The organism is Paraburkholderia sp. JPY465 (assembly GCF_050436725.1).
GTDB lineage: Bacteria > Pseudomonadota > Gammaproteobacteria > Burkholderiales > Burkholderiaceae > Paraburkholderia > Paraburkholderia youngii.
Genome location: NZ_JBNDMT010000003.1, coordinates 2,596,478 through 2,620,260 on the forward strand (window position 1 = coordinate 2,596,478; position 23,783 = coordinate 2,620,260).

At 66.3% G+C, this 23,783-nt stretch carries 23 protein-coding genes, 1 other RNA gene, 1 pseudogene and 1 riboswitch; of the genes and pseudogenes, 13 read left to right on the top strand and 12 right to left on the bottom strand.

Annotated features, from left to right (window positions below; genetic code table 11):
- Positions 1-42 precede the first annotated feature (42 nt).
- Positions 43-462 (top strand): PaaI family thioesterase, encoded by a 420-nt coding sequence (locus tag QFZ94_RS26620; protein WP_429460617.1) that lies wholly within the window; start codon positions 43-45, stop codon positions 460-462.
- Between the two features lie 56 nt (positions 463-518).
- On the opposite strand, the gene QFZ94_RS26625 is transcribed toward QFZ94_RS26620, so the two are convergent.
- Entirely contained in the window at positions 519-2,045 is a 1,527-nt protein-coding gene (locus tag QFZ94_RS26625) for a cobyric acid synthase (RefSeq protein WP_429461932.1), read from the bottom strand.
- A gap of 89 nt (positions 2,046-2,134) precedes the next feature.
- On the opposite strand from QFZ94_RS26625, the gene cobU reads away from it, so the two are divergent.
- The 4 genes from cobU to QFZ94_RS26645 are packed head-to-tail and all read left to right on the top strand — an operon-like array spanning position 2,135 to position 5,745.
- The gene (gene cobU, locus QFZ94_RS26630; protein ID WP_429460619.1) at positions 2,135-2,689 is read left to right on the top strand and encodes a bifunctional adenosylcobinamide kinase/adenosylcobinamide-phosphate guanylyltransferase; all 555 of its coding nucleotides are present in this window, start codon (positions 2,135-2,137) and stop codon (positions 2,687-2,689) included.
- A complete protein-coding gene (gene cbiB, locus QFZ94_RS26635) occupies positions 2,689-3,630 on the top strand; it encodes an adenosylcobinamide-phosphate synthase CbiB (protein ID WP_429461934.1) in 942 nt (313 codons plus the stop codon). Before cobU ends, cbiB begins: the two co-directional genes overlap by 1 nt.
- 33 nt (positions 3,631-3,663) lie before the next feature.
- The gene (gene cobD / locus QFZ94_RS26640; protein WP_429460621.1) at positions 3,664-4,740 is read left to right on the top strand and encodes a threonine-phosphate decarboxylase CobD; all 1,077 of its coding nucleotides are present in this window, start codon (positions 3,664-3,666) and stop codon (positions 4,738-4,740) included.
- Between the two features lie 54 nt (positions 4,741-4,794).
- A complete protein-coding gene (locus QFZ94_RS26645) occupies positions 4,795-5,745 on the top strand; it encodes a cobalamin-binding protein (RefSeq protein ID WP_429460623.1) in 951 nt (316 codons plus the stop codon).
- Positions 5,746-5,798: 53 nt separating this feature from the next.
- On the opposite strand, the gene cobC is transcribed toward QFZ94_RS26645, so the two are convergent.
- From cobC to QFZ94_RS26675, 6 genes are all read right to left on the bottom strand, one after another.
- Positions 5,799-6,389 carry an alpha-ribazole phosphatase gene (gene cobC / locus QFZ94_RS26650; RefSeq protein ID WP_176121149.1) on the bottom strand — a complete coding sequence of 197 codons (591 nt, stop codon included), beginning with the start codon at positions 6,387-6,389 and terminating at the stop codon, positions 5,799-5,801.
- Complete coding sequence (locus QFZ94_RS26655) at positions 6,374-7,150, bottom strand: adenosylcobinamide-GDP ribazoletransferase (protein WP_429460625.1); 777 nt, start codon at positions 7,148-7,150, stop codon at positions 6,374-6,376. Before QFZ94_RS26655 ends, cobC begins: the two co-directional genes overlap by 16 nt.
- A gap of 73 nt (positions 7,151-7,223) precedes the next feature.
- Positions 7,224-8,285: a nicotinate-nucleotide--dimethylbenzimidazole phosphoribosyltransferase gene (gene cobT / locus QFZ94_RS26660; RefSeq protein ID WP_429460627.1), complete on the bottom strand. Its 1,062-nt coding sequence runs from the start codon at positions 8,283-8,285 to the stop codon at positions 7,224-7,226.
- Between the two features lie 35 nt (positions 8,286-8,320).
- A complete protein-coding gene (locus QFZ94_RS26665; RefSeq protein WP_429460630.1) occupies positions 8,321-9,172 on the bottom strand; it encodes an ABC transporter ATP-binding protein in 852 nt (283 codons plus the stop codon).
- Complete coding sequence (locus QFZ94_RS26670) at positions 9,172-10,236, bottom strand: FecCD family ABC transporter permease (protein ID WP_429460632.1); 1,065 nt, start codon at positions 10,234-10,236, stop codon at positions 9,172-9,174. The genes QFZ94_RS26665 and QFZ94_RS26670 overlap by 1 nt, the downstream gene beginning before the upstream one ends.
- A gap of 39 nt (positions 10,237-10,275) precedes the next feature.
- Complete coding sequence (locus QFZ94_RS26675) at positions 10,276-12,207, bottom strand: TonB-dependent receptor domain-containing protein (RefSeq protein ID WP_429460634.1); 1,932 nt, start codon at positions 12,205-12,207, stop codon at positions 10,276-10,278.
- Between the two features lie 90 nt (positions 12,208-12,297).
- Positions 12,298-12,561: riboswitch (cobalamin riboswitch) on the bottom strand.
- Positions 12,562-12,781: 220 nt separating this feature from the next.
- Here QFZ94_RS26675 and QFZ94_RS26680 point away from each other — a divergent pair.
- From QFZ94_RS26680 to QFZ94_RS26700, 5 genes are all read left to right on the top strand, one after another.
- Complete coding sequence (locus QFZ94_RS26680) at positions 12,782-13,141, top strand: ATPase (RefSeq protein WP_368586670.1); 360 nt, start codon at positions 12,782-12,784, stop codon at positions 13,139-13,141.
- Positions 13,138-13,452 carry a cell division protein ZapA gene (locus tag QFZ94_RS26685; protein WP_013088698.1) on the top strand — a complete coding sequence of 105 codons (315 nt, stop codon included), beginning with the start codon at positions 13,138-13,140 and terminating at the stop codon, positions 13,450-13,452. Before QFZ94_RS26680 ends, QFZ94_RS26685 begins: the two co-directional genes overlap by 4 nt.
- A gap of 78 nt (positions 13,453-13,530) precedes the next feature.
- Positions 13,531-13,712, top strand: a non-coding RNA gene (gene ssrS / locus QFZ94_RS26690) — 6S RNA.
- Positions 13,713-13,851: 139 nt separating this feature from the next.
- Positions 13,852-14,310: an EVE domain-containing protein gene (locus QFZ94_RS26695; protein ID WP_176121144.1), complete on the top strand. Its 459-nt coding sequence runs from the start codon at positions 13,852-13,854 to the stop codon at positions 14,308-14,310.
- A 256-nt stretch (positions 14,311-14,566) separates the two neighbouring features.
- On the top strand, positions 14,567-15,292 hold the full coding sequence (locus QFZ94_RS26700) for an SIMPL domain-containing protein (RefSeq protein WP_410849671.1): 726 nt from the start codon (positions 14,567-14,569) through the stop codon (positions 15,290-15,292).
- A 114-nt stretch (positions 15,293-15,406) separates the two neighbouring features.
- Here QFZ94_RS26700 and lgt read toward each other — a convergent pair whose 3' ends face one another.
- Together lgt and QFZ94_RS26710 are read right to left on the bottom strand one after the other, a co-directional pair.
- Positions 15,407-16,312, bottom strand: coding sequence for a prolipoprotein diacylglyceryl transferase (lgt, locus tag QFZ94_RS26705; protein ID WP_429460637.1), 906 nt, complete (start codon positions 16,310-16,312; stop codon positions 15,407-15,409).
- Between the two features lie 58 nt (positions 16,313-16,370).
- On the bottom strand, positions 16,371-17,357 hold the full coding sequence (locus QFZ94_RS26710; protein WP_368586668.1) for a LysR family transcriptional regulator: 987 nt from the start codon (positions 17,355-17,357) through the stop codon (positions 16,371-16,373).
- Positions 17,358-17,516: 159 nt separating this feature from the next.
- Between QFZ94_RS26710 and ilvD the strand changes: the two are divergent.
- A pseudogene (ilvD, locus tag QFZ94_RS26715) lies at positions 17,517-19,191 on the top strand (dihydroxy-acid dehydratase).
- Between the two features lie 145 nt (positions 19,192-19,336).
- Positions 19,337-19,675 carry a c-type cytochrome gene (locus QFZ94_RS26720; protein ID WP_429460639.1) on the top strand — a complete coding sequence of 113 codons (339 nt, stop codon included), beginning with the start codon at positions 19,337-19,339 and terminating at the stop codon, positions 19,673-19,675.
- Between the two features lie 24 nt (positions 19,676-19,699).
- Here QFZ94_RS26720 and QFZ94_RS26725 read toward each other — a convergent pair whose 3' ends face one another.
- The 3 genes from QFZ94_RS26725 to QFZ94_RS26735 form a co-directional block, all read right to left on the bottom strand.
- Entirely contained in the window at positions 19,700-20,479 is a 780-nt protein-coding gene (locus QFZ94_RS26725) for a DUF2486 family protein (RefSeq protein WP_429460641.1), read from the bottom strand.
- 85 nt (positions 20,480-20,564) lie between these two features.
- On the bottom strand, positions 20,565-20,981 hold the full coding sequence (locus QFZ94_RS26730) for a DNA polymerase III subunit chi (protein WP_027196963.1): 417 nt from the start codon (positions 20,979-20,981) through the stop codon (positions 20,565-20,567).
- 52 nt (positions 20,982-21,033) lie between these two features.
- Entirely contained in the window at positions 21,034-22,545 is a 1,512-nt protein-coding gene (locus QFZ94_RS26735; protein ID WP_368586664.1) for a leucyl aminopeptidase, read from the bottom strand.
- Between the two features lie 137 nt (positions 22,546-22,682).
- Here QFZ94_RS26735 and lptF point away from each other — a divergent pair, with 137 nt between their 5' ends.
- Positions 22,683-23,780: an LPS export ABC transporter permease LptF gene (gene lptF / locus QFZ94_RS26740; protein ID WP_368586663.1), complete on the top strand. Its 1,098-nt coding sequence runs from the start codon at positions 22,683-22,685 to the stop codon at positions 23,778-23,780.
- Positions 23,781-23,783 lie beyond the last annotated feature (3 nt).

A 23,783-nucleotide genomic window follows, 5' to 3' on the forward strand; every position in this document is an offset into this window, starting at 1 on the left:
CGCCGCAAACCGCCGTTTTTATCGACAAGGACCTGAAATCTCATGAGCAAACTGCGCCCGGAATACACCGTCGAACGCCTGCAGGAGCGCCAGAAGGGCACGCTGCCGGACTTGCTGGGCCTACGCGTGCTGACCGTGGACCAGGGCACGCTGATCGCCGAACTGACCGTGCGCGACGAGCTGCTCGCGCCGAACGGCTTCCTGCACGCGGCCACCGTGATCGGCCTCGCCGACACCGCCTGCGGCTACGCGTGCATCGCGCATCTGCCCGAAAATTCGCGCAATTTCACGACGGTCGAGCTGAAGAGCAACTTCCTCGGCACCGCCACGCAGGGCACGATCCGCGCGGTCGCGAAGAGTGTGCACCTTGGGCGCAGCACGCAGGTCTGGGACGCGACGGTCATTGGTCCCGATGGTAAGACCATCGCACTGTTTCGTTGCACGCAGATGGTGTTGTACTAAGCGCCCCGCCCGCGCAGCAATGGCTTTCGATCCGATCGAAAGGCCGGCGCAAAGCGTCACCCCAGCGCCGCGAACAGCCCGCGCATATCGACGTGCTCGGCGAGCGTATCGGCCAGCCGCTCCAGCGACGCCTCGCGCAACGCCGGATAGTCCACCGTTTCGGCATCGCTCAACCCCGCCCACGCGAGCAGCGCCGCGCACGCGGCCGGCGTGTCGAACAGGCCATGCACGTAGGTCGTGAGAATCTGGCCGTCGGCGGACAACGCGCCATCGGGACGGCCAAGATCCGCGCCGCCCTCGCGCGGACCAGCACGGTCGAGCCGCAGCGCCGGCGTGTCCAATGCCGGCCCGCGCGTTTCGCCCATGTGAATCTCGTAGCCGGCGACATCCGGTGCGCCGGGCAGCGCGAGGCGCCCAGTCACGTTCTTCAGCGTCTTGTCGCGCGTGAGCACCGTCGCGTAGTCGAGCCAGCCGAAGCCTGCGAAGGTGCCGGGTGCGCCCTCGACACCATGCGGATCGGCGATCTCGCGGCCCAGCATCTGCATGCCGCCGCAAATGCCGATCACGCGGCCGCCATACCGCAGATGCCGCGCGAGCACGTCGCCCCAGCCCTGCGCGCGCAGAAACGCGAGGTCGTCCGGCACGTTCTTCGAGCCCGGCAGGATGATCAGATCGGCGGCCGGCGGCGGCGTGCCCGCGCGCACATAGTGAAAATCGACCTGCGGATGCGCGCGCAGCGCGTCGAAGTCGGTGTGGTTGCTGATGTGCGGCAGCACCGGCACGACCACGCGCAGCAGACGGCGCGCTTCCCCGCTCGCCGCCGCGCGCAGCTCGGGCGGCAGCATGTCCTCGGCGTCGAGCGTCAGGCCGTGCAGATACGGCACGACCCCGAGCACCGGCTTGCCGGTCTTCGCTTCCAGCCAGTCGAGCCCGGGCTTGAGCAGACCGATGTCGCCGCGAAAGCGGTTGATGATGAAGCCGCGCACGCGCGCCTGCTCGCTGTCGGACAGACACGCGAGCGTGCCGGTCAGGTGCGCGAACACGCCGCCGCGATCGATGTCGGCGACCAGCACGACCGGACAATCGACCGCCTCCGCGAAACCCATGTTCGCGATGTCGCGCTCGCGCAGATTGATCTCGGCCGGACTGCCCGCGCCTTCGACAAAAATCGTGTCGTACGACGCGCGCAGCCGCGCATACGACTCCAGCACCGCCTCGAACGCGACCGGCTTGTAGTCGTGATACGCGCGCGCGTCGAGATTGATGCGCGCCTTGCCGTGGGTGATCACCTGCGCACCGCGATCGCTGGTCGGCTTCAACAGCACCGGGTTCAGATCGGTATGCGCGTCGATGCCCGCGGCAAGCGCCTGCAGTGCCTGCGCGCGGCCGATCTCGCCGCCGTCGACGGTGACCGCGCTGTTCAGCGCCATGTTCTGCGGCTTGAACGGCGCGACCCGCGCGCCCGCGCGCCGCGCGAGGCGGCACAGTCCCGCGACCAGCGTGCTCTTGCCCGCATCGGACGTGGTGCCCTGGATCATCAGCGTGCCGCGCGGCACAGGCAGGGTGTCGGGGGAAATGGGCATTCGGGTCACGGCGGTGCAGGTGGAGGGTGGACAGTGGCGTTGTAATGGAATCGAGCGGCATTATCCCATCGCGCCGGTACAATCATAGGATGACTCCCCGCGACCTCACCTTCGTCCTCGGTGGCGCCCGCTCGGGCAAGAGCGCGCATGCCGAGCGGCTCGCCAGCGACAGCGCCCTCCCCGTCACCTACATCGCCACCGCCCGCGTCACCGACGACGCCGAATTCAAGGCGCGCATCGCGCATCATCGCGAGCGGCGGCCCGCGCATTGGGGGCTCGTCGAAGCGGACGACGATCTCGCGGGCGCGCTAGCGCAACACGACGCGCCGGGCCAGTGTCTACTGATCGACTGCCTGACGCTGTGGCTCGCCAACCTGCTGTGTCCCGCCGACGGCGCCGCACCGCCGCTGTCGCACTACTACGAGCAGGCCACCGCGTTCGAAGCCGCGCTCGCCGGCGCGCGCGGCAAGATCATCATCGTCAGCAACGAGATCGGGCTCGGCGTCGTGCCGCTCGGCGAAGCCACCCGCCTTTACGTCGACGAACTCGGCCGCCTCAATCAGCGCATCGCCGCATTGAGCAGCGTGGCCACGTTGATGGTGGCGGGACTGCCGCTCGCGCTGAAAAGCGCGAGCCACGCGTGATGCCGCCGCTGACGATGCCGCTGGTCGCGACACTCGCGGTCGCGGGCATCGCCGTCGATCGGTGGTTCGGCGAGCCGAGCCGCCGCCATCCGCTGGTCGGCTTCGGCAACTGGGCCACGCGCATCGAGGCGCGCTTCGATCACGACCGGCGTCTGCGGCTCAAGGGGCTGCTCGCATGGGCGCTCGCGGTGCTGCCGCCGGTGTTGACCGCGTGGTGGCTGGTCGCCGTGCTGCCGTTGTTCGCGGCCTGCGCGCTGCATGTCGCGCTGCTGTGGTTCGCGCTCGGCGCGCGCAGCCTGCGCGACCACATCGCGCCGATCTCGAGGGCGCTGGGCCAACACGATCTCGCCGCCGCACGTGAGCTGACCGCGCGGATCGTGTCGCGCGACACCAGTCAGTCCGACGAAGCCGCGCTCGCGCGCGCCGCGGTCGAATCGGCGCTCGAAAACGGCAACGACGCGATCTTCGGCGCGCTGTTCTGGTTCGCGCTCGCGGGCGGGCCTGGCGCGCTCGGCTTTCGCCTCGCCAATACGCTCGACGCGATGTGGGGTTATCGCACGCCGCGCTATCTGCGCTTCGGCTGGGCCGCCGCGCGCATCGACGACGTGCTGAACTGGATTCCCGCACGGCTGACCGCCACCAGCTACGCGCTGCTCGGCGACACACTGACCGCATGGCGCTGCTGGCGCGAGCAGGCGCCGCGCTGGGACAGCCCGAACGCAGGACCGGTGATGGCGTCCGGCGCCGGCAGCCTGAACGTGCTGATCGGCGGGCCGGCCGTGTATCACGGCACGCTCGAGCATCGGCCGACGCTGGGCTTCGGGCATCGCGCCGAGGCGCGTCATGTGGGCGCCGCGTTGATGCTGGTCGAACGCACGGTGATTCTGTGGCTGGCCGTGCTGATCGTGCTGGCCTTGTTGAGCGTGCCGTTTCATGGCTGAGCGAAACGACACGCGTAGCGATGGGACGAGCGCATGACCGACCGGATACACGCGCGCGAGCAAACCGCAAGCGACACGATCGCACACGGCGGCAACCTGCACGAAGCGGCGACGCGCTACGGCATTCCGTACGCACATTGGCTCGATCTGTCGACCGGCATCAATCCGCACGGCTACCCGGTGCCGCCGCTGCCCGCCGACGCATGGCGCCGTTTGCCCGACGAAGGCGACGGCTTCGCCGAGCGGGCCGCGCGCTACTACGGCGCACCCGATGCCGCGCACGTGCTGCCGGTGGCCGGCAGCCAGGCGGGGATTCGCGCGCTGCCCGCGCTGCTGCCGCGCGCCACGGTCGGCATCGCGCCGCTGACCTACGGCGAGTACGCGCCGGCGTTCGCGCGCGCCGGACACGAGGTCGCGCCGCTCGACGTGCAGCTCGACACGCTGCCCGCCGCGCTCACGCATGTCGTGATCGTCAATCCCGACAATCCGACGGCTACCCATATCGATGCCGCGAGGCTGCTGCACTGGCACGCGCAGCTGCGCGAACGCGGCGGCACGCTGCTGGTCGACGAAGCTTTCGCCGATACGCTGCCGGCCGCGCGCGTCGCGTCGCTGGCGGCGCATACGGGGCGAGACGGGCTCGTCGTATTACGCTCGCCCGGCAAGTTCTTCGGGCTCGCGGGGGTGCGCGCCGGCTTCGTGCTGGGTGCGCCGGCCTTGCTCGCCGCGTTGCGCGACAGTTTGGGCGCGTGGACGGTCAGCGGTCCCGCACGTCATGCGGTGAGCGCCGCGTTCGCCGATGCCGCATGGCAAACGCGGATGCGTGAGCGGCTGACCACCGAAAGCGCGCGGCTTGCCGGGCTGTTGCATGCGCACGGTTTCGCGACACGCGGGACCCCGCTTTTCGCATGGACCGACGATGCGCGCGCCGCCGCATTGCACGAAGCGCTCGCGCGGCGCGGCGTGTGGACGCGTCTTTTTCCGCCATCTCCGCGGATGCCATCGGCCAGCGTACGCTTCGGGCTGCCGGGCGATGAAGCCGAATGGACCCGCTTCGAACAACAGCTGCAACAGGCGGTTGATTCGATCGATACCGCGCGCTCCGGTTAGCGCACCGTCCTTCGCACCGCAGCCGTTCAACGCTTCGTGATCCGCCCTCGCCCGATGACCCGCTTCACTCGCTCCACCCGCCTTGCCGCGCCCGCGCGCCGATCGATCCAGTGGTTCAGCGCCGCGGCGCTCGCTCTATCTGCGCTGAGCGCGCACGCCGCGATCACCGTCACCGACGACAGCGGCGCGACCGTCACGCTCGCCGCGCCCGCGCAACGCGTGATCAGCCTCGCCCCGCACGTGACCGAATTGCTGTACGCCGCGGGCGGCGGCCCAAAGATGGTCGGCGCGGTGTCATACAGCGACTATCCGCCCGAAGCGAAGCAACTGCCGCGCGTCGGCGACAACAAGGCGCTCGACCTCGAACGCATCGTCGCGCTGAAACCGGATTTGATCGTCGTTTGGCGGCATGGCAATGCGCAGCGCCAGCTCGAGCGCTTGCGCGAGCTGCACGTGCCGCTCTTTTTCAGCGAGCCGCGCCGTCTCGACGATATCGCCGTGACGCTGACGAAGCTCGGCCGGCTGCTCGGCACCTCGGCGAGCGCGGACGCGGCGGCGGCCGCCTATCGCGACGACATCGCCCGTCTGCGCGCGCGGTATGCGAATCGCCCGGTAGTCAGCGTGTTCTATCAGGTATGGGACCGGCCGCTGATGACGCTAAACGGCGAGCACATGATCAGCGACGTGATCACGCTATGCGGCGGCCGCAACGTGTTCGCGGACCTGCAGCCGCTCGTGCCGACCGTATCGACCGAAGCGGTGCTCGCGGCGAATCCGCAGGCGATCGTCACGGCCGCGCCCGGCGCGACGCAGCCCGACACGACGCTGCCGCAACTCGACACATGGCGCGCGTGGCCGCGTCTCGCGGCCGTCGCGAACAACAACCTGTTTGCGATCGACGGCGATCTGATCAATCGCCCCGCGCCGCGCATCGCGCAAGGCGCACGGCAACTGTGCGAGGACCTTGAACTGGCGCGCTCGCGCACAAACAAAACCGCGCCATGACGCGCCGCGGGACGCGCAAAAAATACGCTCAGTTCTCCGGATGAGCACGCGGGTCACGCATTCCATCGCACCAGCGACCACTGCAGCGTCTCGTCGTTACGCCGCAACCAGACGATCCCCGCCATATCGAGCGACCACTGCAGGCAACGTGCGAGCGGCACCTCCAGCACCCACGACGCGATCGCGCGCATCACGCCCGCGTGCGTGACCACGTACGCGGGCGACAGCTCGCGCGTCAGCGCGAACGCATCGAACCACGCTCGCACACGAGCGACGAATTGCGCGACGCTCTCGCCGCCATGCGCGCGCGCATGTTCGAAATTGGCGGCCCAGTCGTCGAGCTGGGCGCGATCGATCGTATCCCAGCGCTGCGCTTCCCATTCGCCGAAATCCATCTCCTTCAGACGCTCGTCGTGGCTGACCACGCAGCCGAAGTCGTTGGCGATCTCGTTCGCGAGCGCGGCGCAGCGCGTGAGCGGACTCGTGATCAGCACGCGCGGCGCCGGCACCTGCAAGCTCGCGAGCTTCACCGCCAACGCGTTGGACGTGACCTCGGCGCTTTCCGCCAACGCGACATCACTATGGCCATAACAAACCCCCGCCTCGAGCGCGACAGCGGGATGTCGAATCAGGACGATATCCATGCAAGCCCCACCAGATAGATGCTCAATTCGAAGATCTGCTGCGCGAAGCCGAGACAGTCGCCGGTATAGCCGCCGATGCGTCTGACGAAATAACGGGCCATCGCGAAGCGCAGCGCCAACAGCACGACACACGTGAGCGCGGCGAAACGCCAGTCGGGCGCGCCGGGGCCGTTCGGCCACAGCAGCCACGGCAGCCCGAACAGCGCGGCGCACAGCAGGGCTGGCCCGCTCAGACGCTGCGCGACCGGCTTGGCTTTGCCCGCGGTGCGCACATAGTCGAGCGTGGCCAGATAACTGATCGCGCACGCGCGGCTCGCGCCATGCGCCGCACCCATCAGACTTGCGGCGGAAAGCGGCGGCAACGCGGCGAGCGTTTGCCACTTGATCGCCAACGCGATCACGAGCGCGATGGCACCGAAAGCACCGATGCGCGAGTCGTGCATGATGCGCAACGCATCGTCGCGCGTATAGGCGCCACCGAACGCATCGACGCAATCGGCCAGACCGTCCTCGTGGAACGCGCCCGTCACGAGCAGCGATGCGGCCATCGACAGCAGCACCGCGACGCCCGCCGGAAACACGCGCAGCGCGGCCAGGTAGACGAGCGCGCTGAAGCCGCCGACCAGCACGCCGACGAGTGGAAAATAGCGCGCCGCCGCGTTCAGATAATGCGGCTCGTAGCCGACCCAGCGCGGCACGGGCACGCGCGTGAAGTAACCGAGCGCCGTGAAGAAATAGCGCAATTCCGCGAGCGGGTTCATGGACGTGTCGAGTGCATGTTCGCAGCGATGCGAGCCGGGCTTCGCGTTGCCGCGAAGCGTGGGTTCGAGTGCATCACGGTTCGCGATCCGCGACGCCCGCGGAATCGAAGCTGGCCATCTCATTGATGAAGGCCGCCGCCGCGCGCAGCACCGGCACCGCGAGCGCGGCGCCGGTGCCCTCGCCGAGCCGCATGTCGAGCGACAGCAGCGGCTGCGCGCCGAAATGGTCGAGCATGCGCCGATGCCCGGCCTCGTTCGACGCATGCGCAAACACGCAGTACTCGCGCACGTCGGGCGAGAGCGCATCGGCGACCAGCAGCGCGGAGGTCGCGATGAAACCATCGACGAGGATCGTCATGCGCGCCTCGGCGGCCGCCAGAAACGCGCCTGTCATCATCGCGATTTCGAAGCCGCCGAAGGTCGCGAGCACGTCGAGCGGCGCGCAGGCGTCCGGATGACGCGCGAGCGCCGCCGCGAGCACGTTGCGCTTCTTCGCGAGTCCGGCATTGTCGAGACCGGTGCCGCGGCCGACGCAGTCGTCGATCGGCACGCCGCACAGGCGGCTCATCAGACAGGCGGACGCCGACGTGTTCGCGATGCCCATCTCGCCGAAGCCGATCACGTTGGTGCCGAGCGCCGCGTGATGACGCACGCGCGCGGCGCCTGCCTGCATCGCGGCGAGCGCTTCGGCGTGCGTCATCGCGGCTTCGTGCGCGAAGTTGCGCGTGCCGCGCCCGATCGGAATATCGACGAGTCCGTCGGTGGACGGCAGCGGCGTGGCGATGCCCGCGTTGACCACTTCGAGTTCGAGACCGGCGACGCGGCTGAGCGCATTGATCGCCGCGCCGCCCGCGATGAAGTTCGCGACCATCTGCGCGGTCACCGCTTGCGGGTACGGGCTCACGCCTTCGGCGGCGATGCCGTGATCGCCCGCGAACACGATCATCGCGGGACGCTGCACACTGGGACGCGTACTGCGCTGGATCAGACCCATCTGACGCGCGAGCGTTTCGAGCCGGCCGAGGCTGCCGGGCGGTTTGGTGCGCGTATCGATGATCCGTTGCAGCTCGGCGCGCAGCGTCTGATCGAGCGGCGCGACTTCGGGCAAACCGGCCGGGAGTGGGATGCGAGTCATAGGTGTGATCGAGACAAGGTATGGGGGATGAATAGTCAGCCTGACTGTCCGTCATGACCGGCAGGCGATTCATGACGCGCGCGCGGCGCGGGAATCAGCGCCTCGTGCTCGCCATCGCGAATCAGAATCAGCGGATAGCCGAACGCGCGGCTCGTCAACGCGGGCGTCAGCACGTCGCGCACCGGGCCCGCATACGCGCCGCCCGCGCCGTCGAGCAGCAACGCGTGCGTCGCGAAGCGGCGCGCGAGGTTAAGGTCGTGGCATGAGAACAGCACGCTGCGCGGTATCTTGCGTCCCGGTTCGCTCGTCCATGCGACGAGCGCTTCGAGGCAATCGATCTGATGATGCAGATCGAGATGCGACAACGGTTCGTCGAGCAGCAATAGCGGCGCGTCCTGGCACAGCACTGCCGCGAGCGCGACGCGCTGACGCTCGCCGCCCGATAGCGACAGCACATCGCGCGCCGCAAAGTCCGCAAGGCCGAGCGATTCGAGCGCCGCCTGCGCGGCCGCACGATCTTCATCGCGCTCCCAGCCCCAGCTGCCCAGATGCGGGAAGCGGTTCAGCAGCACGATGTCGAGCACGCTGGCATTGAACGCATCGGCCGCGCTTTGCGGCATCAGCGCGCGGCGCCGCGCGAGCGGCAGCGGCTGCCAGTCGGCCACGCGCACGCCATCGAGTTCGACATGGCCCGCCGCCGGATGCAACAGGCCTGCCAGTGTCGACAGCAAGGTGGTCTTGCCCGCGCCGTTCGGCCCGGCGATACACCAGATTTCTCCCGCATGGAAGGTGTGCGTGAACGCATCGAGCAAGGTGCGCGCGCCGGCGCGCAGCGTCAGGCGTTGCGTGCTCAGCATCGAAGAGGTGGGTCTAGGTTCGGCTTGCATCATCGGCGGCGTTTGAGCAGCATCCACAAAAACACCGGCACGCCGACCAGCGAAGTAATCACGCCGACCGGCAATTGCGCGGGTGCGATCACGGTACGCGCGATCAGATCCGCGCCCATCACCGCGACACCGCCGCCGAGCGCGGCCGCCGGCAGCAGCATGCGCTGGTCGTTGCCGAACGCGAGCCGCAGCATGTGCGGCACGACGAGACCGACGAAGCCGATCGTGCCGGCGGTCGTCACCGCCGCGGCCGCCGCCAGCGAAGCGACCAGGTACACGCGCAAACGCAGCGGCATCACCGCAACGCCCAACGCTTGCGCGGCCGCGTCGCCGCGCAGCAGCAGGTTCAAACGCGGCGCGGCCGGCACGATCGCGAGCAACACGAGCGCGAGCGCGATCAGCGCGGTCCACGGCAGCGCGCCGCCGTTGAGGTCGCCGGTCAGCCAGAACAGCATGCCGCGCAGACGGCTATCGGGCGCGAGATTGAGCAGCAGCGTGATCATCGCGCCCCACCCGGCCGCGATCACCGCCCCGGTCAGCAGCAAACGCGGCGACGTGTCCTGCGGCTCGCCGCGCCACAGTTCGCGACGCGCGAGTCCGAGCACCAGCAGGATCGACACGAACGCACCGGCGAACGCGCTCGCATCGACGATCCACCAGGCGCCGCCCGCGATCATCGCGACCAGCGCGAAGCTGGCAGCGCCGCCCGACACGCCGAGCACGTACGGCTCGGCCAGCGGATTGCGCAGCAGCACCTGCAGCAGCGCGCCGGCGAGCGCCAGCAACGCGCCGCACGCGAAGCCCGCGAGCGCGCGCGGCAATCGCAACGTGCGCACGATTTCGCCGGCGAGATCGTCGCTGCCCGTGGCGCCGAACGTGTGCGTTGGCACGAGCGCCGCAAGCACGCGCGACGGCGCGAGCGGCACGCTGCCGAGCACGAGCGACGCGCCGAGCAGCGCGACGGCGGCGAGCGCGAGTCCGAGCCAGATCGCGGCCGCGCGTTTCGCATTCATCGGGCGTGGCGTTGCCATCGCGGCGGACAGCGAACCGGACGCGCGACTCATCCGCGTGCGCTCACGCATGCGGGCAACCCGGCGCGCGCGTCACTGCTGCTGCCAGCCGAGCGTGACATACGCACCGCGTCGCGGCGAGTTATACGAGTAGGCCGTTTCATAGTCCTTGTTGAACAGATTGTCGATTTGCGCGCTGACGTACCACGCCTTCGTGATGTTGTAGCGCGCCGATAGATTCACGATGCCATAACCGCCGAGGTTGCCGGTGCTGTCTGGACGCGGACCACTGACGATCCACTCGCCGCCGACCCGCCATCCACCGATGCTGCGATTCACCGCGAACGACCCAAAGCGTCGCGCGCGCCGCACGAGGTCGGTACCGCTGTCGAGATCGACCGGGTTCTGCAGCGTCAACGTCGCGCGTACGTCGGTCTTGCCGACATGACCGCTCCACGATCCTTCGAGTCCCTGCACCTTCGCATGGCCGACGTTCTCCGCGAGATAGATGCCGGGGATCGTCTGTACGTAGTTGATCAGATTCGTATAGCGCGTCTGGAATGCGTTCAGACGCATCACGCCGAGCGCATCGGTCGCGTACTGCAAACCGGCTTCGACCGAGTGACTGCGCTCGGGCTGGATCGACGGGTTGCCGCTGATCGGATAGTACAGATCGTCGAAGCTCGGCGCGCGGAAAGCATCCGAATAGCTTGCGGTTACCTTCCAGTGCGACGTGATGTCGAAACCGTAGCCGAGATAGTAACTGTTCGCTCCGCCGAAATCGGAGTACTGATCGCGGCGTACGTTGGCCTGAATCTGGTTGCGGCCGAAGCGCGCGCTGTAGCCGGCGAAGACCGAATCGACGTGACGGTCGGGCGCGGCGAACGTGTCGGAGTCGAGAGTCTGGTCGAGATGCTCGTAGCCGAGCTGCAGCTTCTGGTTCGCGGCGAGCGCGAAATCGTTCTGCCACGTGTACTGGCGATTGTCGGTATCGAAGCGGTCGTCGTAGATGCCATTGGTGTTCGAGACGCTGCGGTCGTCGCCCTCGGCGAGCGTGAAGTGGGTGGTCCACCAGTCGGTCAGCTTGCCGTTCGCGAACACGGACGCCTGGCGAACCTTGCTATAGAGGTTGTTCAGATCGGTCGGCACGCCGTACGCATTGTCGTAGCTGTTGTTGTTGTTCGACTGGAAGTAGCTGACGCCCGCGTCCCACTTGTCGTTGAACTTGTGGCGCAGCGACGCGCTGATGCTCTCGTTCAGATTGCCGTTCGGGTTCGGATTTGCGGCCGGCGCCTCGAGCGGATTGAGCGACGAAAAGCCGTCGCCCTTCGTGCGCGCGAGCGAAATGTTGAAGGTCGTGCGGCCGTCCTGATCGAGCGCGCCGTTCACGCCGGCCGTTTGCGTCTGCGTGTGATAGCTGCCGTAGCCGACAGAAAAATTGAAGCGCGGCGGATGATCGCCGCCGTCTTTCGTGAACACCTGCACGACACCGCCGATCGCGCCCGAACCGTACAACGCCGACACGTTGCCGTTCACGACTTCGACGTGATCGACCTGGTCGAGCGGGATCTGTGCGAGCTGAGCGGAGCCGAGACTCACAGAATCGACGCGCACGCCGTCGATCAGCAGCAGCGATTGTGTCGACGACGCGCCGCGCAGAAAGAGGCTCGTGGTCGAACCGGGGCCACCCGTGCGCGAGATTTGCGCGCCGGGCGCGAGTCGCAGCAAGCCGGGCAGATCGGTCGCGGTCGTGTCGGCGATGTCCTGCTGATCGAACTGCGTGGTCTGCGGGATCGCATCGCGCAACGCTTGCGCGCCGCGCTGCGCGGTCACGACGATCGGCGACAGCACGTTGCCCGACGCATCGGCGGAAGCGGGATTTGACGAATCGGCAACGTTTGCGGCGTTCGCGGTGCTTGCATCCGCAGTGGACGATGAAGACACAGGCTCGGCGCTTTGCGCATGCACGACGAGCGGCAGGCTCGCGAACGCGAGCAGCGTCGCGCGGGCGATGGGGGACAACATGGGATGACATTCCTGTGGATAGCGTGCGCGGCCTGCTTCCCCGCGGGCCGACGCGTCACGAGGCGTCCCCTTGTTTAACGTTTTCGCGGGGGACGTCCCTCTTTTCTGGCCGGTATCCGGGCTACGACACATCGATCCCGCCTTCCCACGCGTGACGCGCAGTGGCACACTCGCAGATTGAACTTCCAACCTTGCGACCAGGACCGACCTGCATGAGCACATCACATGCGGTCGTTTACCGTTGCGGGGGCAGCGCAGGTTCGCGCATCCGGTTTGGCACCGCGCGCGCCCTGCTTCCCGTTTAACTGCGCGCGCCGAAAAGCGCGCGCGGGCACCAGAGTGCGGGAAGTGTAGGAGCGGCTTCGCGGGGCGTCAAGAAACGCCAACCGGAGCGCAATCCGTTCTGTCGAATGCAGGTTATTGTCCGATGGATTGCCGGTCTTTTATCTTATGGTCGACGACACGACTCGCAACGAACCTGCACGAAGCGATGCTGTTACGTCTCGAAACGAGACAATTGTCGGAACCTGTAATATTCCGCGCTAAAATGCGATGTCTTTAGAGGACGCAGCACATGCTCACCGAACTCGAATCACTCTCCCAGAACATCGGCAAGCTGATTGCGATCAGCCAGCGCCACAATGAAGCGCGGATCGCGCTCGAAGAGCAGCTCGCGCAAACGCGTGCGGAAGTACAAGCCACGCACGCAGAACTCGCGCAATTGCGTGCCGAGCGCGACGCACTGCAAGCTGAACGCGACGCGCTGTCCGCCAAGATCGACGACGCTCAGGTGCGCCTGAATGCGATTCTCGAAAAATTGCCGCGCGCACGCGCGAGCAGCGAACCGGATAACCAGCTCGATCTGCTCGAGTCCGCCCAGCCCGAACACGAGGAAGCGGCAAGCGACGTGAGCCGACACGGAGAAAGCGCATGACCACCAAGCAGATCGAAGTATCGATTCTCGAAGTACCCTACCGTCTCGCCTGTTCGCCTGAAACGGAAGGCGCGCTGCTCGAGGCGGTCGCGCGCGTCGACGCCGAGATGAAGAAAATCCGCAGCGGCAGCAATGTGCGCGGCACCGATCGCATCGCGGTGATGGCGGCGCTGTCGCTGGCATCGGAACTGCTTAAGCTGCAAAGCAGCGTGCGACACGGAGAAGCATTTCCTGCTGAAGAAATCCGGCGTACAATGCAGCAAATGAACGAACAATTAGGTACTGTGATTGAGCAGTACAGCATGCAGTAAGCAGTAGTTGACTCAATAGCAGGCCGGTTTCGAACCGGTCACTTGTTCAACGGTTTGTGTTGTAGCTTCATCTGTTTAGCTTCCCTGCCTGGTTCGCCAAGGTCATATATTCCTTGAACCAATGCCATGTGCACGGTTGCGGAAATTTGTAGCACGGGTGTGCGCGTCACTCTGTCTGATGTACCCGAAGTGTTGCTAACTGCGACCAATTCTGAACCCTCGGTTCAGGATGCCGGCCTAGCGGCTAAGGCGGGGACCTTATCTGGAACGGCATCGGACTTCGGTTCGATGCCGTTTTTCTTTGGTCGTCGTTTTTTCGTTTGAGTGCCTGTTTCAGGGGCTTTTCCGCACGCGCCTGTTGTTGGCGCCTCGTTCAATCTCACACGCTCACTCCGATTCATGCGCTACTGGCTGATGAAGTCCGAACCGGACGAAGCAAGCATCGACGACCTCGCCAACGCACCGCATCGCACCTTGCCGTGGACCGGCGTGCGCAACTATCAGGCGCGCAACTTCATGCGAGACGTGATGCAGGTCGGCGACGGCGTGCTCTTCTACCATTCGAGCTGTCCGGAGCCCGGCATCGCGGGCATCGCGGAAGTCTCGTCGACCGCGTATCCGGATCCGACGCAGTTCGATAAAAAGAGTCCATACTACGACGCGAAATCGTCGCCGGAAACGCCGCGCTGGATGCTCGTCGACGTCGTCTTCAAGAAGAAAATCCCATTGATTCCGCTGGCCGCGCTGCGCGAACATGCCGAATTGCAGGACATGCGCGTGCTCGCCAAAGGCAACCGTCTGTCGATCACACCGGTGACCGACGCCGAATGGCGCTTCATCACTAAACAGCTGGTTTAAGGGCAAATGCGCGACGCGGCACGTGTCGTGATCGCGTCCAGGCCATCATTCCCGATGCGGCGGCGAAACACTAATTGGGGAACCAAGCGTCAATAAAACGCGCCTAATCGGTCGACGAAAGCGCGAGCTCGAATCAACCGTTCGACGGCACCCCGATCCATTCGCTAGCGCTTCCGTCAAACCGCGCGCCGCCATCGCGTCATCACTCGGCGCACGCGTCGAACGTGCACAACCTGTTCAAACAAGGATTCCAGCCATGACGACAAAAACCGCACGGGCCCTCGCACTCGCGCTCGCCTTTGGCGCGCCTGTGGCGCTCGCGCTGAACCCTGCGCCCGCTCGCGCGCAGACCATGATGCCGCAGCCTTCGGGCGTGCTGTCGCTGAATGCGCAGGCGAGCGCGGAAGTCCCGCAGGACGAAGTCGAAATCACGCTGTTTTACGAGCAGGAAGCGAGCGAGCCGTCCGCGTTGACGTCGACGCTGAACCAGCGCGCCGACGCCGCATTGCAGAAGGCGCGCGGCGTGGCCGGCGTGACTGCACGCTCGGGTGCGTTCTCGATCTTCCCGTCGACGGACCGCGACGGACGTATCTCGGCGTGGCGCGGCCGCACCGAAGTCGTGCTCGAATCGCGCGACTTCGCCGCGGCCTCGAAGCTCGCCGGACAGATGGCATCGATCATGCAGGTGGGCAACGTGCGTTTCTCGCTGTCGCCGGAAGCGCAACGCGCGGCCGAACAGCGGCTCAGCGGCGAGGCAATCAAATCGTTTCGCGAGCAGGCCGCGGCGTCCTCGCAGGCCTTCGGCTTTAGCGGCTATTCGATCCGCGAGGTCAACGTGAATCACAGCGGCGCGATGCCGCGTCCGATGATGATGATGAGCGCACGCGCGATGGGCGCCGACGCGAAGAGCGCGCCGATGCCGCTCGAAGGCGGTACGTCGACGGTGACGGTCAACGTGTCGGGGTCGGTGCAGATGAAGTGACGCGCACGCGCGAACTTCAGCGCCTCAGTCTGCGCCCCAAAGAGAAACGCCACGGCATCCATCGATGCCGTGGCGTTTTTTCATGCAGCGTTCGCTGCGCTAGCCGGGCGCAGCTCAGTTCGCGCCAACCGCCTGCGCCGGCTCGCGGCGTCCCCGGCGATACGCCCACACCATCAGGCCGATGCCCGCGAGGATCATCGGCAGCGACAGCCATTGACCCATTGACAGACCCATCGCGAGCAGGCCGAGGAAATCGTCCGGCTCGCGCGCGAATTCGACCGTGAAGCGCGCGAGGCCATAGCCGATCAGGAACATCGCGGAAATCGCGCCGAGCGGCTTGGGCTTGCGCGAGAAAAAGATCAACACGAAAAACAGCGCCACGCCTTCGAGCGCGATCTCGTACAGCTCCGACGGATGCCGCGGCAGCATGTGATATTGCGCAAACACTTCGTTCAGATGCCATTGCGCGGCCAGTTGCGGATGCGCGGCGAGCCAGTTGGCGTCGTCGGACGCGGCGCCCGGGAACAGCATCGCCCACGGCGCGGCCGGATCGGTCACGCGGCCCCACAGCTCGCCGTTGATGAAGTTGCCGAGGCGTCCCGCCGCGAGGCCCGTGGGCACCATCGGCGCGACGAAATCGGTGACCTGCAACCACGAGCGCTTGCGCTGATACGCGAACAGCATCATCGCGATGGTGACGCCGAGAAAGCCGCCGTGAAACGACATGCCGCCTTCCCACACCTTGAAGATGTCGAGCGGATGCGCGAAATAGAAGCTCGCCTTGTAGAACAGCACATAGCCGAGCCGGCCGCCGAGGATCGTGCCCAACACGCCGAAGAACAGCATGTCGTCGATGTCCTTCGCGGTCCAGCCTTGCGCGGCGACGTACGGCAGCCGCAGCCGCAGCCGGGCGACCACGATCGCCGCGACGAACGCGACGAGGTACATCAAGCCATACCAGCGCACGGCGAGCGGCCCCAGATGGATGGCGACAGGGTCGAAATTCGGGTGAATGAGCATCGTGTAGTTATGGGCAGTTCAGGTTCGAAAGCAGTTTTACAGGGACCAGAAGCGGGATCTAGACACGCGACGCCACGCTCGCCGCATGGGCGCGCACGATCTCGATGAAGCCCGCCAGCACCGGGCTGACCTCGTCGGTGCGCCAGACGAGTCCCGTTTCGATCGCGGGCACCGACTCGGACAACGGCCGGTAGACGACGCCCGTGCGCCGCAGGTTACGCAACGATTGCGGCACCAGTGCGACGCCCATGCCGGCCGACACGAGACTCACGATGGTCTGCATCTGGATCGCCTCCTGGCCGATCCGCGGCGCGAGGCCCGCGACGCCGTAGCAATCCATAATGATGTCATAAAAGCCTGGCGCGAGACGTCTTGGGAAGATCACGAGCGGCGCGTCGCCGAGATCGCGCAGGCTGACGGGCGTGTCGAGCCATTCGGCGGCGGGGTCTTCTTTTGGCTTGCCCTTGCCGTTTTTGTTCACGCTGCCTTGCAAGCGTTGCGCCATCTCCGTCGACATCGCGATCACCAGCGGCTCACGCGCGATCGGCAGCCACGACAGCTGCGCCGCATGCCGCGACGGCAACGGCGCGATCACCAGACCCGCGTCGATACGCCCGGCTACCAGTTCGTCCACCTGCACGTCGCTGGTCGCCTCGGTCAGCTCGAGCCGCACGCGTGGATGCCGCGCGCCGAAATCGCGCAACAGCAGAGGCAGCAGGCCGTAATCCGCGGTCGACACGAATGCGAGCGACAGCACGCCCGCCTCGCCGCGCGCGAGGCTCTGCGCGAGCGGCCTCAACCCTTCCGCGGCCGCGAGCAGCCGCTGCACCTCGGGCAGCAGATCGGCGCCGACTGCGGTCAGCTCGACCGAACGCTTGGTGCGCGCGAACAGCTCAACGCCGAGCGTCTCCTCCAGCGCGCGGATCGCCTGCGACAGCGGCGGCTGCGTCATCGACAGACGCGCGGCCGCGCGCCCGAAGTGCTTTTCCTCGGCGACGGTGACGAAATAGCGCAACTGGCGCAGATCGGGAATCGTCGGCAGCATGATTAATATATTTTACGACCTAAACAGCCGCGAATAATACACGCGACGCCGGTCACGCAAAACCGCCTGTTTGCACGGTCTGGCGGAACTACACTGAACGGATGCGCGCGCGGACGCCGTCGCGCGCATTCATCAGAACAGCCAGACTTGGAGTTCCCCATGGCCTACAACCGTCGTTCAAAAGAACATCACGCAAGGCATCGCGCGTTCCCCGAATCGCTCGATGTACTACGCGCTCGGCTACCAGAAGGAGGATTTCGACAAACCGATGATCGGCGTCGCCAACGGCCACTCGACGATCACGCCATGCAACGCCGGCCTGCAGCGCCTCGCCGACGCGGCCGTCACCGCGATCAAGCGCGCCGACGCGAATCCGCAGACTTTCGGCACGCCGACGATCTCCGACGGCATGTCGATGGGCACCGAAGGCATGAAGTACTCGCTGGTGTCGCGCGAGGTGATTGCCGACTGCATCGAGACTTGCGTGCAGGGGCAATGGATGGACGGCGTGGTCGTGATCGGCGGCTGCGACAAGAACATGCCGGGCGGCATGATCGGCCTCGCGCGCATGAACGTGCCGGGCATCTACGTGTATGGCGGCACGATCCGGCCGGGCAACTGGAAAGGCACCGATCTGACGATCGTGTCGTCGTTCGAGGCGGTCGGCGAATTCACGGCGGGCCGCATGTCGCAGGAGGACTTCGAGGGCATCGAGAAGAACGCGTGTCCGTCGACCGGTTCGTGCGGCGGCATGTACACGGCCAATACGATGAGCTCGTCGTTCGAGGCGCTCGGCATGTCGCTACTGTATTCGTCGACGATGGCGAACCCGGATCAGGAGAAGGTCGATTCGGCCGCCGAATCGGCGCGCGTACTCGTCGAGGCGGTGAAAAAGGATCTGAAGCCGCGCGACATCATCACGAAGAAGTCGATCGAGAACGCGGTCGCGCTGATCATGGCGACCGGCGGCTCGACCAACGCGGTGCTGCACTATCTGGCGATCGCACACGCGGCCGAGGTCGAATGGACGATCGAGGACTTCGAGCGCATGCGCAAGAAAGTGCCGGTGATCTGCAACCTGAAACCGTCGGGCCAGTATGTCGCCACCGATCTGCACAAGGCGGGCGGCATTCCGCAGGTGCTGAAGATTCTGCTCGATGCCGGGCTTCTGCATGGCGATTGCATGACGATCACCGGCAAAACGCTCGCCGAGGAACTGAAGGACGTACCCGGCAAACCGCGCAGCGATCAGCAGGTGATCTTCCCCGTCGACCAGGCGCTGTACGCGGAAGGCCACCTCGCGATCCTGAAGGGCAATCTCGCCGAAGACGGCGCGGTCGCCAAGATCACCGGGCTGAAGAACCCGGTCATCACAGGTCCGGCGCGCGTATTCGACGACGAGCAGAGCGCGCTCGAAGCGATCCTCGCCGACAGGATCGTCGCCGGCGATGTCGTGGTGCTGCGCTATCTGGGCCCGAAGGGCGGCCCCGGTATGCCGGAAATGCTTGCGCCGACCTCGGCGATCATCGGCAAGGGGCTCGGCGAGTCGGTCGGACTGATCACCGACGGCCGCTTCTCGGGGGGCACGTGGGGCATGGTGGTCGGGCACGTCGCGCCGGAGGCGTTCGTCGGCGGCACGATCGCGCTCGTGCAGGAAGGCGATTCGATCACGATCGACGCACACCGGCTGCTGCTGCAATTGAACATCGACGACGCCGAGTTGCAGCGCCGCCGCGCCGCATGGCAGGCGCCGAAGCCGCGCTACACCCGCGGCGTGTTGGCGAAGTATTTCGCGCTCGCGCTACCGGCGAATCGGGGGGCGGTGACGGGTTAATACTACGGGCCGGCGCGCCCGCTTCGCTGGACGAACCCGCCGCCACGCCACGCAAAAGCGCAAGGGGCGCACGAAAATCCGTGCGCCCCTTTGCTCTTATAATGCGTGCACCACGAGCCGGGCATCTGCACTGGCGGAGACCATAATGAAATCGATGTCGTACGCAGCCGTAGCAGCTTCTGTTGCGCTCGCCGCCGCATTGAGCGCCGCCAGTCCCGCAGCCAACGCCGAAGCAGCCGGCCTTGCGCTCGCCCAGCAGAAGAACTGCATGAGCTGCCACTCGGTCAACCGCCCGTTCATGGGGCCGGCGCTGCACGACGTCGCTATCCGGTATGCGGGGCGCGACGACGCCGCGACCTATCTGAAGCACAAGATCCTCGATGGCAGCACCGGTGCATGGGGAACCGTGCCGATGCCCGCGAACACGCAGCTGACGCCCGATCAGGCGGCCACGCTGGCGGCCTGGGTGCTGACGCTCAAATAACGGACCTCTCGTGTCGCCGCGGCCTCAACGCGAGCGCCGCGCGATTTCTTCTTCCACCGCTTCACGTACCCAATCGGTCATCTCGGCTTCGAGCGTCTGCGCGACCTCGCGCGTGATCTGACTCACGAGCAGGCTCGTGTGCTGCTGCACTGCGTCGCGGCAGCGCGCCTCGATGATGCCGCGCCCCTCGCCCGTCAGAAAACGCTGGAAGCGTCCATGCAAACGTTCGGCGAGCGCGTCGGCGTCGAATGGGAGCTGAGCGGGGGCGGCTTCGTGCGCGCCCTCCTCGAGATCCGGCGGCACGGTCGCGCCGGCTTCGAGCGGTATGAAGGGCTCGGTGCGATCGAACACGCCGGCCGACACCTCGGCCACGTCCTCATGCAGGCCTTCATGCAACTCCTCATGCCCATGTCGCGCATGAATGCCGTGATGCGGCCGGGCCTGCTTTCTCGCGTGCGTGTGATCGGCCACGTGCGGCTGATGAAGTTCCGTCTGCGCCGGCTGCGGCGCGAGAACCGGCTCCGGCGAACTCAGTTGCTCGGGTGTGGGCACGGGCTGCGGCGCGAGCACGGGCTCGGGCGCCAGCGTCGGTTCGGCCGGATGTGCGGCCGGCGGCGCGAACGCGGGCTCGGTGCGCAATCCCGGCTCGCGCGCCGCCGGCTGCGCGGCGGCTGGGGCTGCGGGCTTGGTGCCCTGGGGCGCGGGTGCGGCCGCATCGGCCGACGCGTCGCGCGTTTCGCGCGCGCGGCCCGGCACGATGACCTCGTTCAGGATCGGGATCGAATTGTCGTTGGGATCGGACACGTGCGCTCTCCGTGTTTGAGTCGAAGCCAGGGCTGGCGGTCCGCATGCCGCGCTCCTCGCGGCCATGACGCGAGAGCGGAACGAATTAGCCGCCCTGCTTGTAGTTGTTCAAAGCATAGCCGCGATCGCGATAGAAGCGATAGCGCTCGCGGCCCGCAGCGAGTTCCTCGTGTGCGTTACCGACCACTTCGAGCAATCTTTCAAAGCGCGCAAACTGCGCTGGCACCGTTGCGCCCAGATTGAGCAGCACCTGATGATGCGGCACGTCGTCGAGATTCGTGGCCAGCACGACGGGTGTATCGGCGGCAAGCGGCGTGCCCGCCATGCAGTGCGGCACGAAGTCGAGCGGCGAGAAGGTCCACAGCATTTCGTCGAACGCGCGCAGGCGCGCAGGCTCGGCCAGCACGACGAGCGGCTGGCCCGCCAGATATGCCTTGCGCGCGAGGCGGCACGCGTACAGCAGCGAATCGCCGACGTTCGAGTGAAAGTCGATTCTCGTCATCGGCCGCTCCGCCCCGCTTGCCGCGCGCCGTGTGCGCACTTACCGCACTGCGTCATTGGCCGGCGCGGTCGATCAGGAACTGCGCGAGCAGCGGCACCGGACGACCCGTCGCACCCTTCGCCGCGCCGCTCTTCCACGCGGTGCCGGCGATGTCGAGATGCGCCCACGGGTACGAATCGGTGAAGCGCGACAGGAAGCACGCAGCCGTCACGCTGCCCGCCGGACGCCCGCCGATGTTCGCGACGTCGGCGAAATTCGACTTCAGCTGATCCTGGTACTCGTCGTCGAGCGGCAGGCGCCAGGCTGGGTCGGCCGCTTCGCGCGATGCGTCGAGCAGTTCGCCCGCGAGCGCGTCGTCCTTCGAGAACAGGCCGCTGTTGTGATGGCCGAGCGCGATGATGCAGGCGCCCGTCAGCGTCGCGATGTCGATCACCGCGGCCGGCTTGAAGCGCTCCGCGTAGGTGAGCGCGTCACACAGAATCAGGCGGCCCTCGGCGTCGGTGTTCAGCACTTCGATCGTGATGCCCTTCATGCTGGTGACGATGTCGCCCGGCTTGGTGGCCGTGCCCGACGGCATGTTCTCGACGGCCGGGATGATGCCGACCACGTTGATCTTCAGCCCCATTTCGGCGACCGCGCGCAGCGTGCCGAGCACCGAGCCCGCGCCGCACATGTCGTACTTCATCTCGTCCATGCCCTCGCCCGGCTTCAGCGAGATGCCGCCCGTGTCGAACGTGACGCCCTTGCCGACCAGCACGACCGGCGCGGCCTTCGCGGCGCCGCCCTGGTACTGCAGCACGATGAACTGCGCCGGTTCGACCGCGCCCGCGGTAACCGACAGGAACGATCCCATCTTCAGCGCTTCGCACTGCTTCTCGCCGAGCACCTCGACCTTCAGCTTCCAGTCTTTCGCGAGCTTCTTCGCGGTGTTCGCAATGTAGGTCGGCGTGCAGACGTTGCTCGGCAGATTGCCGAGGTCGCGCGTCAGGTCCATGCCGTTCGCAAGCGCGGCGCCCTGCTTGGCGGCCAGCTTGGCGGCCTTCTCGTCGCCGGTGTTGACGCTGATCACGACGCGCTTCAACGCGCGCGGCGTGTTCTCCGCCTTGCTCTTCATCTGCGTGAAGCGGTAGGTCAGCTCGCGCAGCGCGAGGATCGCGGCGCGCACGCACCAGTCGGCCGTGCGTTCGAGCACCGGCAGTTGCGCCAGCGTGAAAGTGACCTGCACGATCTTCGTGCCGAGCAGCGCGCGCCAGGCAGCGCGGACCGCCTCGCCGTAGGCTTTCTGACTGAAAGCATCCTGTTTGCCGAGGCCGACGAGCAGCACGCGCGACGCGCCGATGCCCGACACTTCGTGCAGGAACAGCGTGGTACCCGCCTTGCCGTCCATGTCGCCCGCCTTGATGATGCGCGTGAGCAGGCCCTTGGTGGCCGCGTCGATCTCCAGCGCGGCGCCCGACAGCGTTTGCGACTCGAACACACCGATCACGATGCAATCGGATTTCCCGGTGAGGAAACCGTTCGTCGAGCCTTTGGTCCAATCACAGGCTTTTATGCTAAAGTCCATCGCGCTTGTCCTCGGATAAAATCTGGGCTTAGGATGAAAGCCGCAATTATCCGCTATTTTTCCCGCGGCGGCTGCACCGGAGGCGTGACGGGAACGAACCCCCGCGTCGCCGTGAGCGCCCCCTCTCGTCACCAATAATGATCTTTGAACGCTCCCTCCAGCGCGAGCTCGCGTACACGGCTGGCGCCGTGTTCATGGTTCTCCTCACGCTCGTGCTGACGACGATGATGATCCGCATCGTCGGCTTCGCGGCCTCGGGTGAGATCGATCCGCGCGACGTGCTGGTCCTGATCGGCCTCACCGTGATCGGCTATCTGGCCATCATGCTCGTCGCGACGCTGTTCGTGTCGATCCTGTTCGTGCTCACACGCTGGTACAAGGACTCCGAGATGGTCGTGTGGCTATCTTCGGGCGTCAGTCTCACGCAATTCATCAAGCCGATCGGCATCTTCGCCACGCCGATCATCATCCTGATCATGTTCTTCGTGTTCGTCGGCTGGCCGTGGTCGAACCAGCAGAGCAAGCTGATCCGCGCGCGCTTCCAGCAGCGCGACGAGGTCTCGCTGCTGGCTCCCGGGCAGTTCCGCGAATCCCCGACCACACACCGCGTGTTCTTCATCGAGAAGATGTCGCCCGACCAGGGGCACGTGGAAAACGTGTTCGTGACGAGCACCGAGGGCGGCAAGGTCAACGTCGTGGTGTCGAAGAACGGCCACATCGAGACGCACAAGAACGGCGACCGCTTCGTCGTGCTGGAAAACGGCCGCCGCTACGACGGCGAGCCGGGCCACCCCGATTTCCGCATCATGGAGTTCGAGCGCTACGGCGTGAAGATCCAGAGCCAGCCGGTCGTCAATACACCGACCACCACCGGCTTGCCGACAATGACGCTGCTGCGCAATCCGACCAACGAGAACCTCGCCGAATTTGCGTGGCGCGCGGGTCTGCCGTTGATCGCGATCAACCTGATGCTGCTCGCGATTCCGCTCGCGCACCAGAACCCGCGGCGCAGCCGTACGATCAACCTCGTGATGGCCGTGTTGATCTACCTCACCTATTCGAATTTGCTGAACGTCGTGCAGGCGTGGATCGAGCAGGGCAAGATGTCGTTCGGCATCGGGCTCGTGATCCTGCACGTGATCGTGCTCGGCATCGTCGCGTTCATCTTCTGGATGCGGGTGCGCAACCGGCCGCTGTTCACGCGCGCCATGTTCAGCCGTTCGCAGGGAGCCTGACCG

What these genes read in the sequence shown, in the direction of transcription:
- QFZ94_RS26735 (WP_368586664.1), bottom strand. Translation starts at nt 22,545, where the DNA reads ATGGACTTTAGCATAAAAGCCTGTGATTGGACCAAAGGCTCGACGAAC.
- QFZ94_RS26625 (WP_429461932.1), bottom strand. Translation starts at nt 2,045, where the DNA reads ATGCCCATTTCCCCCGACACCCTGCCTGTGCCGCGCGGCACGCTGATG.
- QFZ94_RS26645 (WP_429460623.1), top strand. Translation starts at nt 4,795, where the DNA reads ATGACCCGCTTCACTCGCTCCACCCGCCTTGCCGCGCCCGCGCGCCGA.
- cobT (WP_429460627.1), bottom strand. Translation starts at nt 8,285, where the DNA reads ATGACTCGCATCCCACTCCCGGCCGGTTTGCCCGAAGTCGCGCCGCTC.
- cobU (WP_429460619.1), top strand. Translation starts at nt 2,135, where the DNA reads ATGACTCCCCGCGACCTCACCTTCGTCCTCGGTGGCGCCCGCTCGGGC.
- lgt (WP_429460637.1), bottom strand. Translation starts at nt 16,312, where the DNA reads ATGCTCATTCACCCGAATTTCGACCCTGTCGCCATCCATCTGGGGCCG.
- cobC (WP_176121149.1), bottom strand. Translation starts at nt 6,389, where the DNA reads ATGGATATCGTCCTGATTCGACATCCCGCTGTCGCGCTCGAGGCGGGG.
- QFZ94_RS26665 (WP_429460630.1), bottom strand. Translation starts at nt 9,172, where the DNA reads ATGCAAGCCGAACCTAGACCCACCTCTTCGATGCTGAGCACGCAACGC.
- QFZ94_RS26655 (WP_429460625.1), bottom strand. Translation starts at nt 7,150, where the DNA reads ATGAACCCGCTCGCGGAATTGCGCTATTTCTTCACGGCGCTCGGTTAC.
- QFZ94_RS26730 (WP_027196963.1), bottom strand. Translation starts at nt 20,981, where the DNA reads ATGACGAGAATCGACTTTCACTCGAACGTCGGCGATTCGCTGCTGTAC.
- QFZ94_RS26675 (WP_429460634.1), bottom strand. Translation starts at nt 12,207, where the DNA reads ATGTTGTCCCCCATCGCCCGCGCGACGCTGCTCGCGTTCGCGAGCCTG.
- QFZ94_RS26695 (WP_176121144.1), top strand. Translation starts at nt 13,852, where the DNA reads ATGCGCTACTGGCTGATGAAGTCCGAACCGGACGAAGCAAGCATCGAC.
- QFZ94_RS26720 (WP_429460639.1), top strand. Translation starts at nt 19,337, where the DNA reads ATGAAATCGATGTCGTACGCAGCCGTAGCAGCTTCTGTTGCGCTCGCC.
- cobD (WP_429460621.1), top strand. Translation starts at nt 3,664, where the DNA reads ATGACCGACCGGATACACGCGCGCGAGCAAACCGCAAGCGACACGATC.
- QFZ94_RS26620 (WP_429460617.1), top strand. Translation starts at nt 43, where the DNA reads ATGAGCAAACTGCGCCCGGAATACACCGTCGAACGCCTGCAGGAGCGC.
- QFZ94_RS26670 (WP_429460632.1), bottom strand. Translation starts at nt 10,236, where the DNA reads ATGAGTCGCGCGTCCGGTTCGCTGTCCGCCGCGATGGCAACGCCACGC.
- lptF (WP_368586663.1), top strand. Translation starts at nt 22,683, where the DNA reads ATGATCTTTGAACGCTCCCTCCAGCGCGAGCTCGCGTACACGGCTGGC.
- QFZ94_RS26680 (WP_368586670.1), top strand. Translation starts at nt 12,782, where the DNA reads ATGCTCACCGAACTCGAATCACTCTCCCAGAACATCGGCAAGCTGATT.
- QFZ94_RS26710 (WP_368586668.1), bottom strand. Translation starts at nt 17,357, where the DNA reads ATGCTGCCGACGATTCCCGATCTGCGCCAGTTGCGCTATTTCGTCACC.
- QFZ94_RS26685 (WP_013088698.1), top strand. Translation starts at nt 13,138, where the DNA reads ATGACCACCAAGCAGATCGAAGTATCGATTCTCGAAGTACCCTACCGT.
- cbiB (WP_429461934.1), top strand. Translation starts at nt 2,689, where the DNA reads ATGCCGCCGCTGACGATGCCGCTGGTCGCGACACTCGCGGTCGCGGGC.
- QFZ94_RS26700 (WP_410849671.1), top strand. Translation starts at nt 14,567, where the DNA reads ATGACGACAAAAACCGCACGGGCCCTCGCACTCGCGCTCGCCTTTGGC.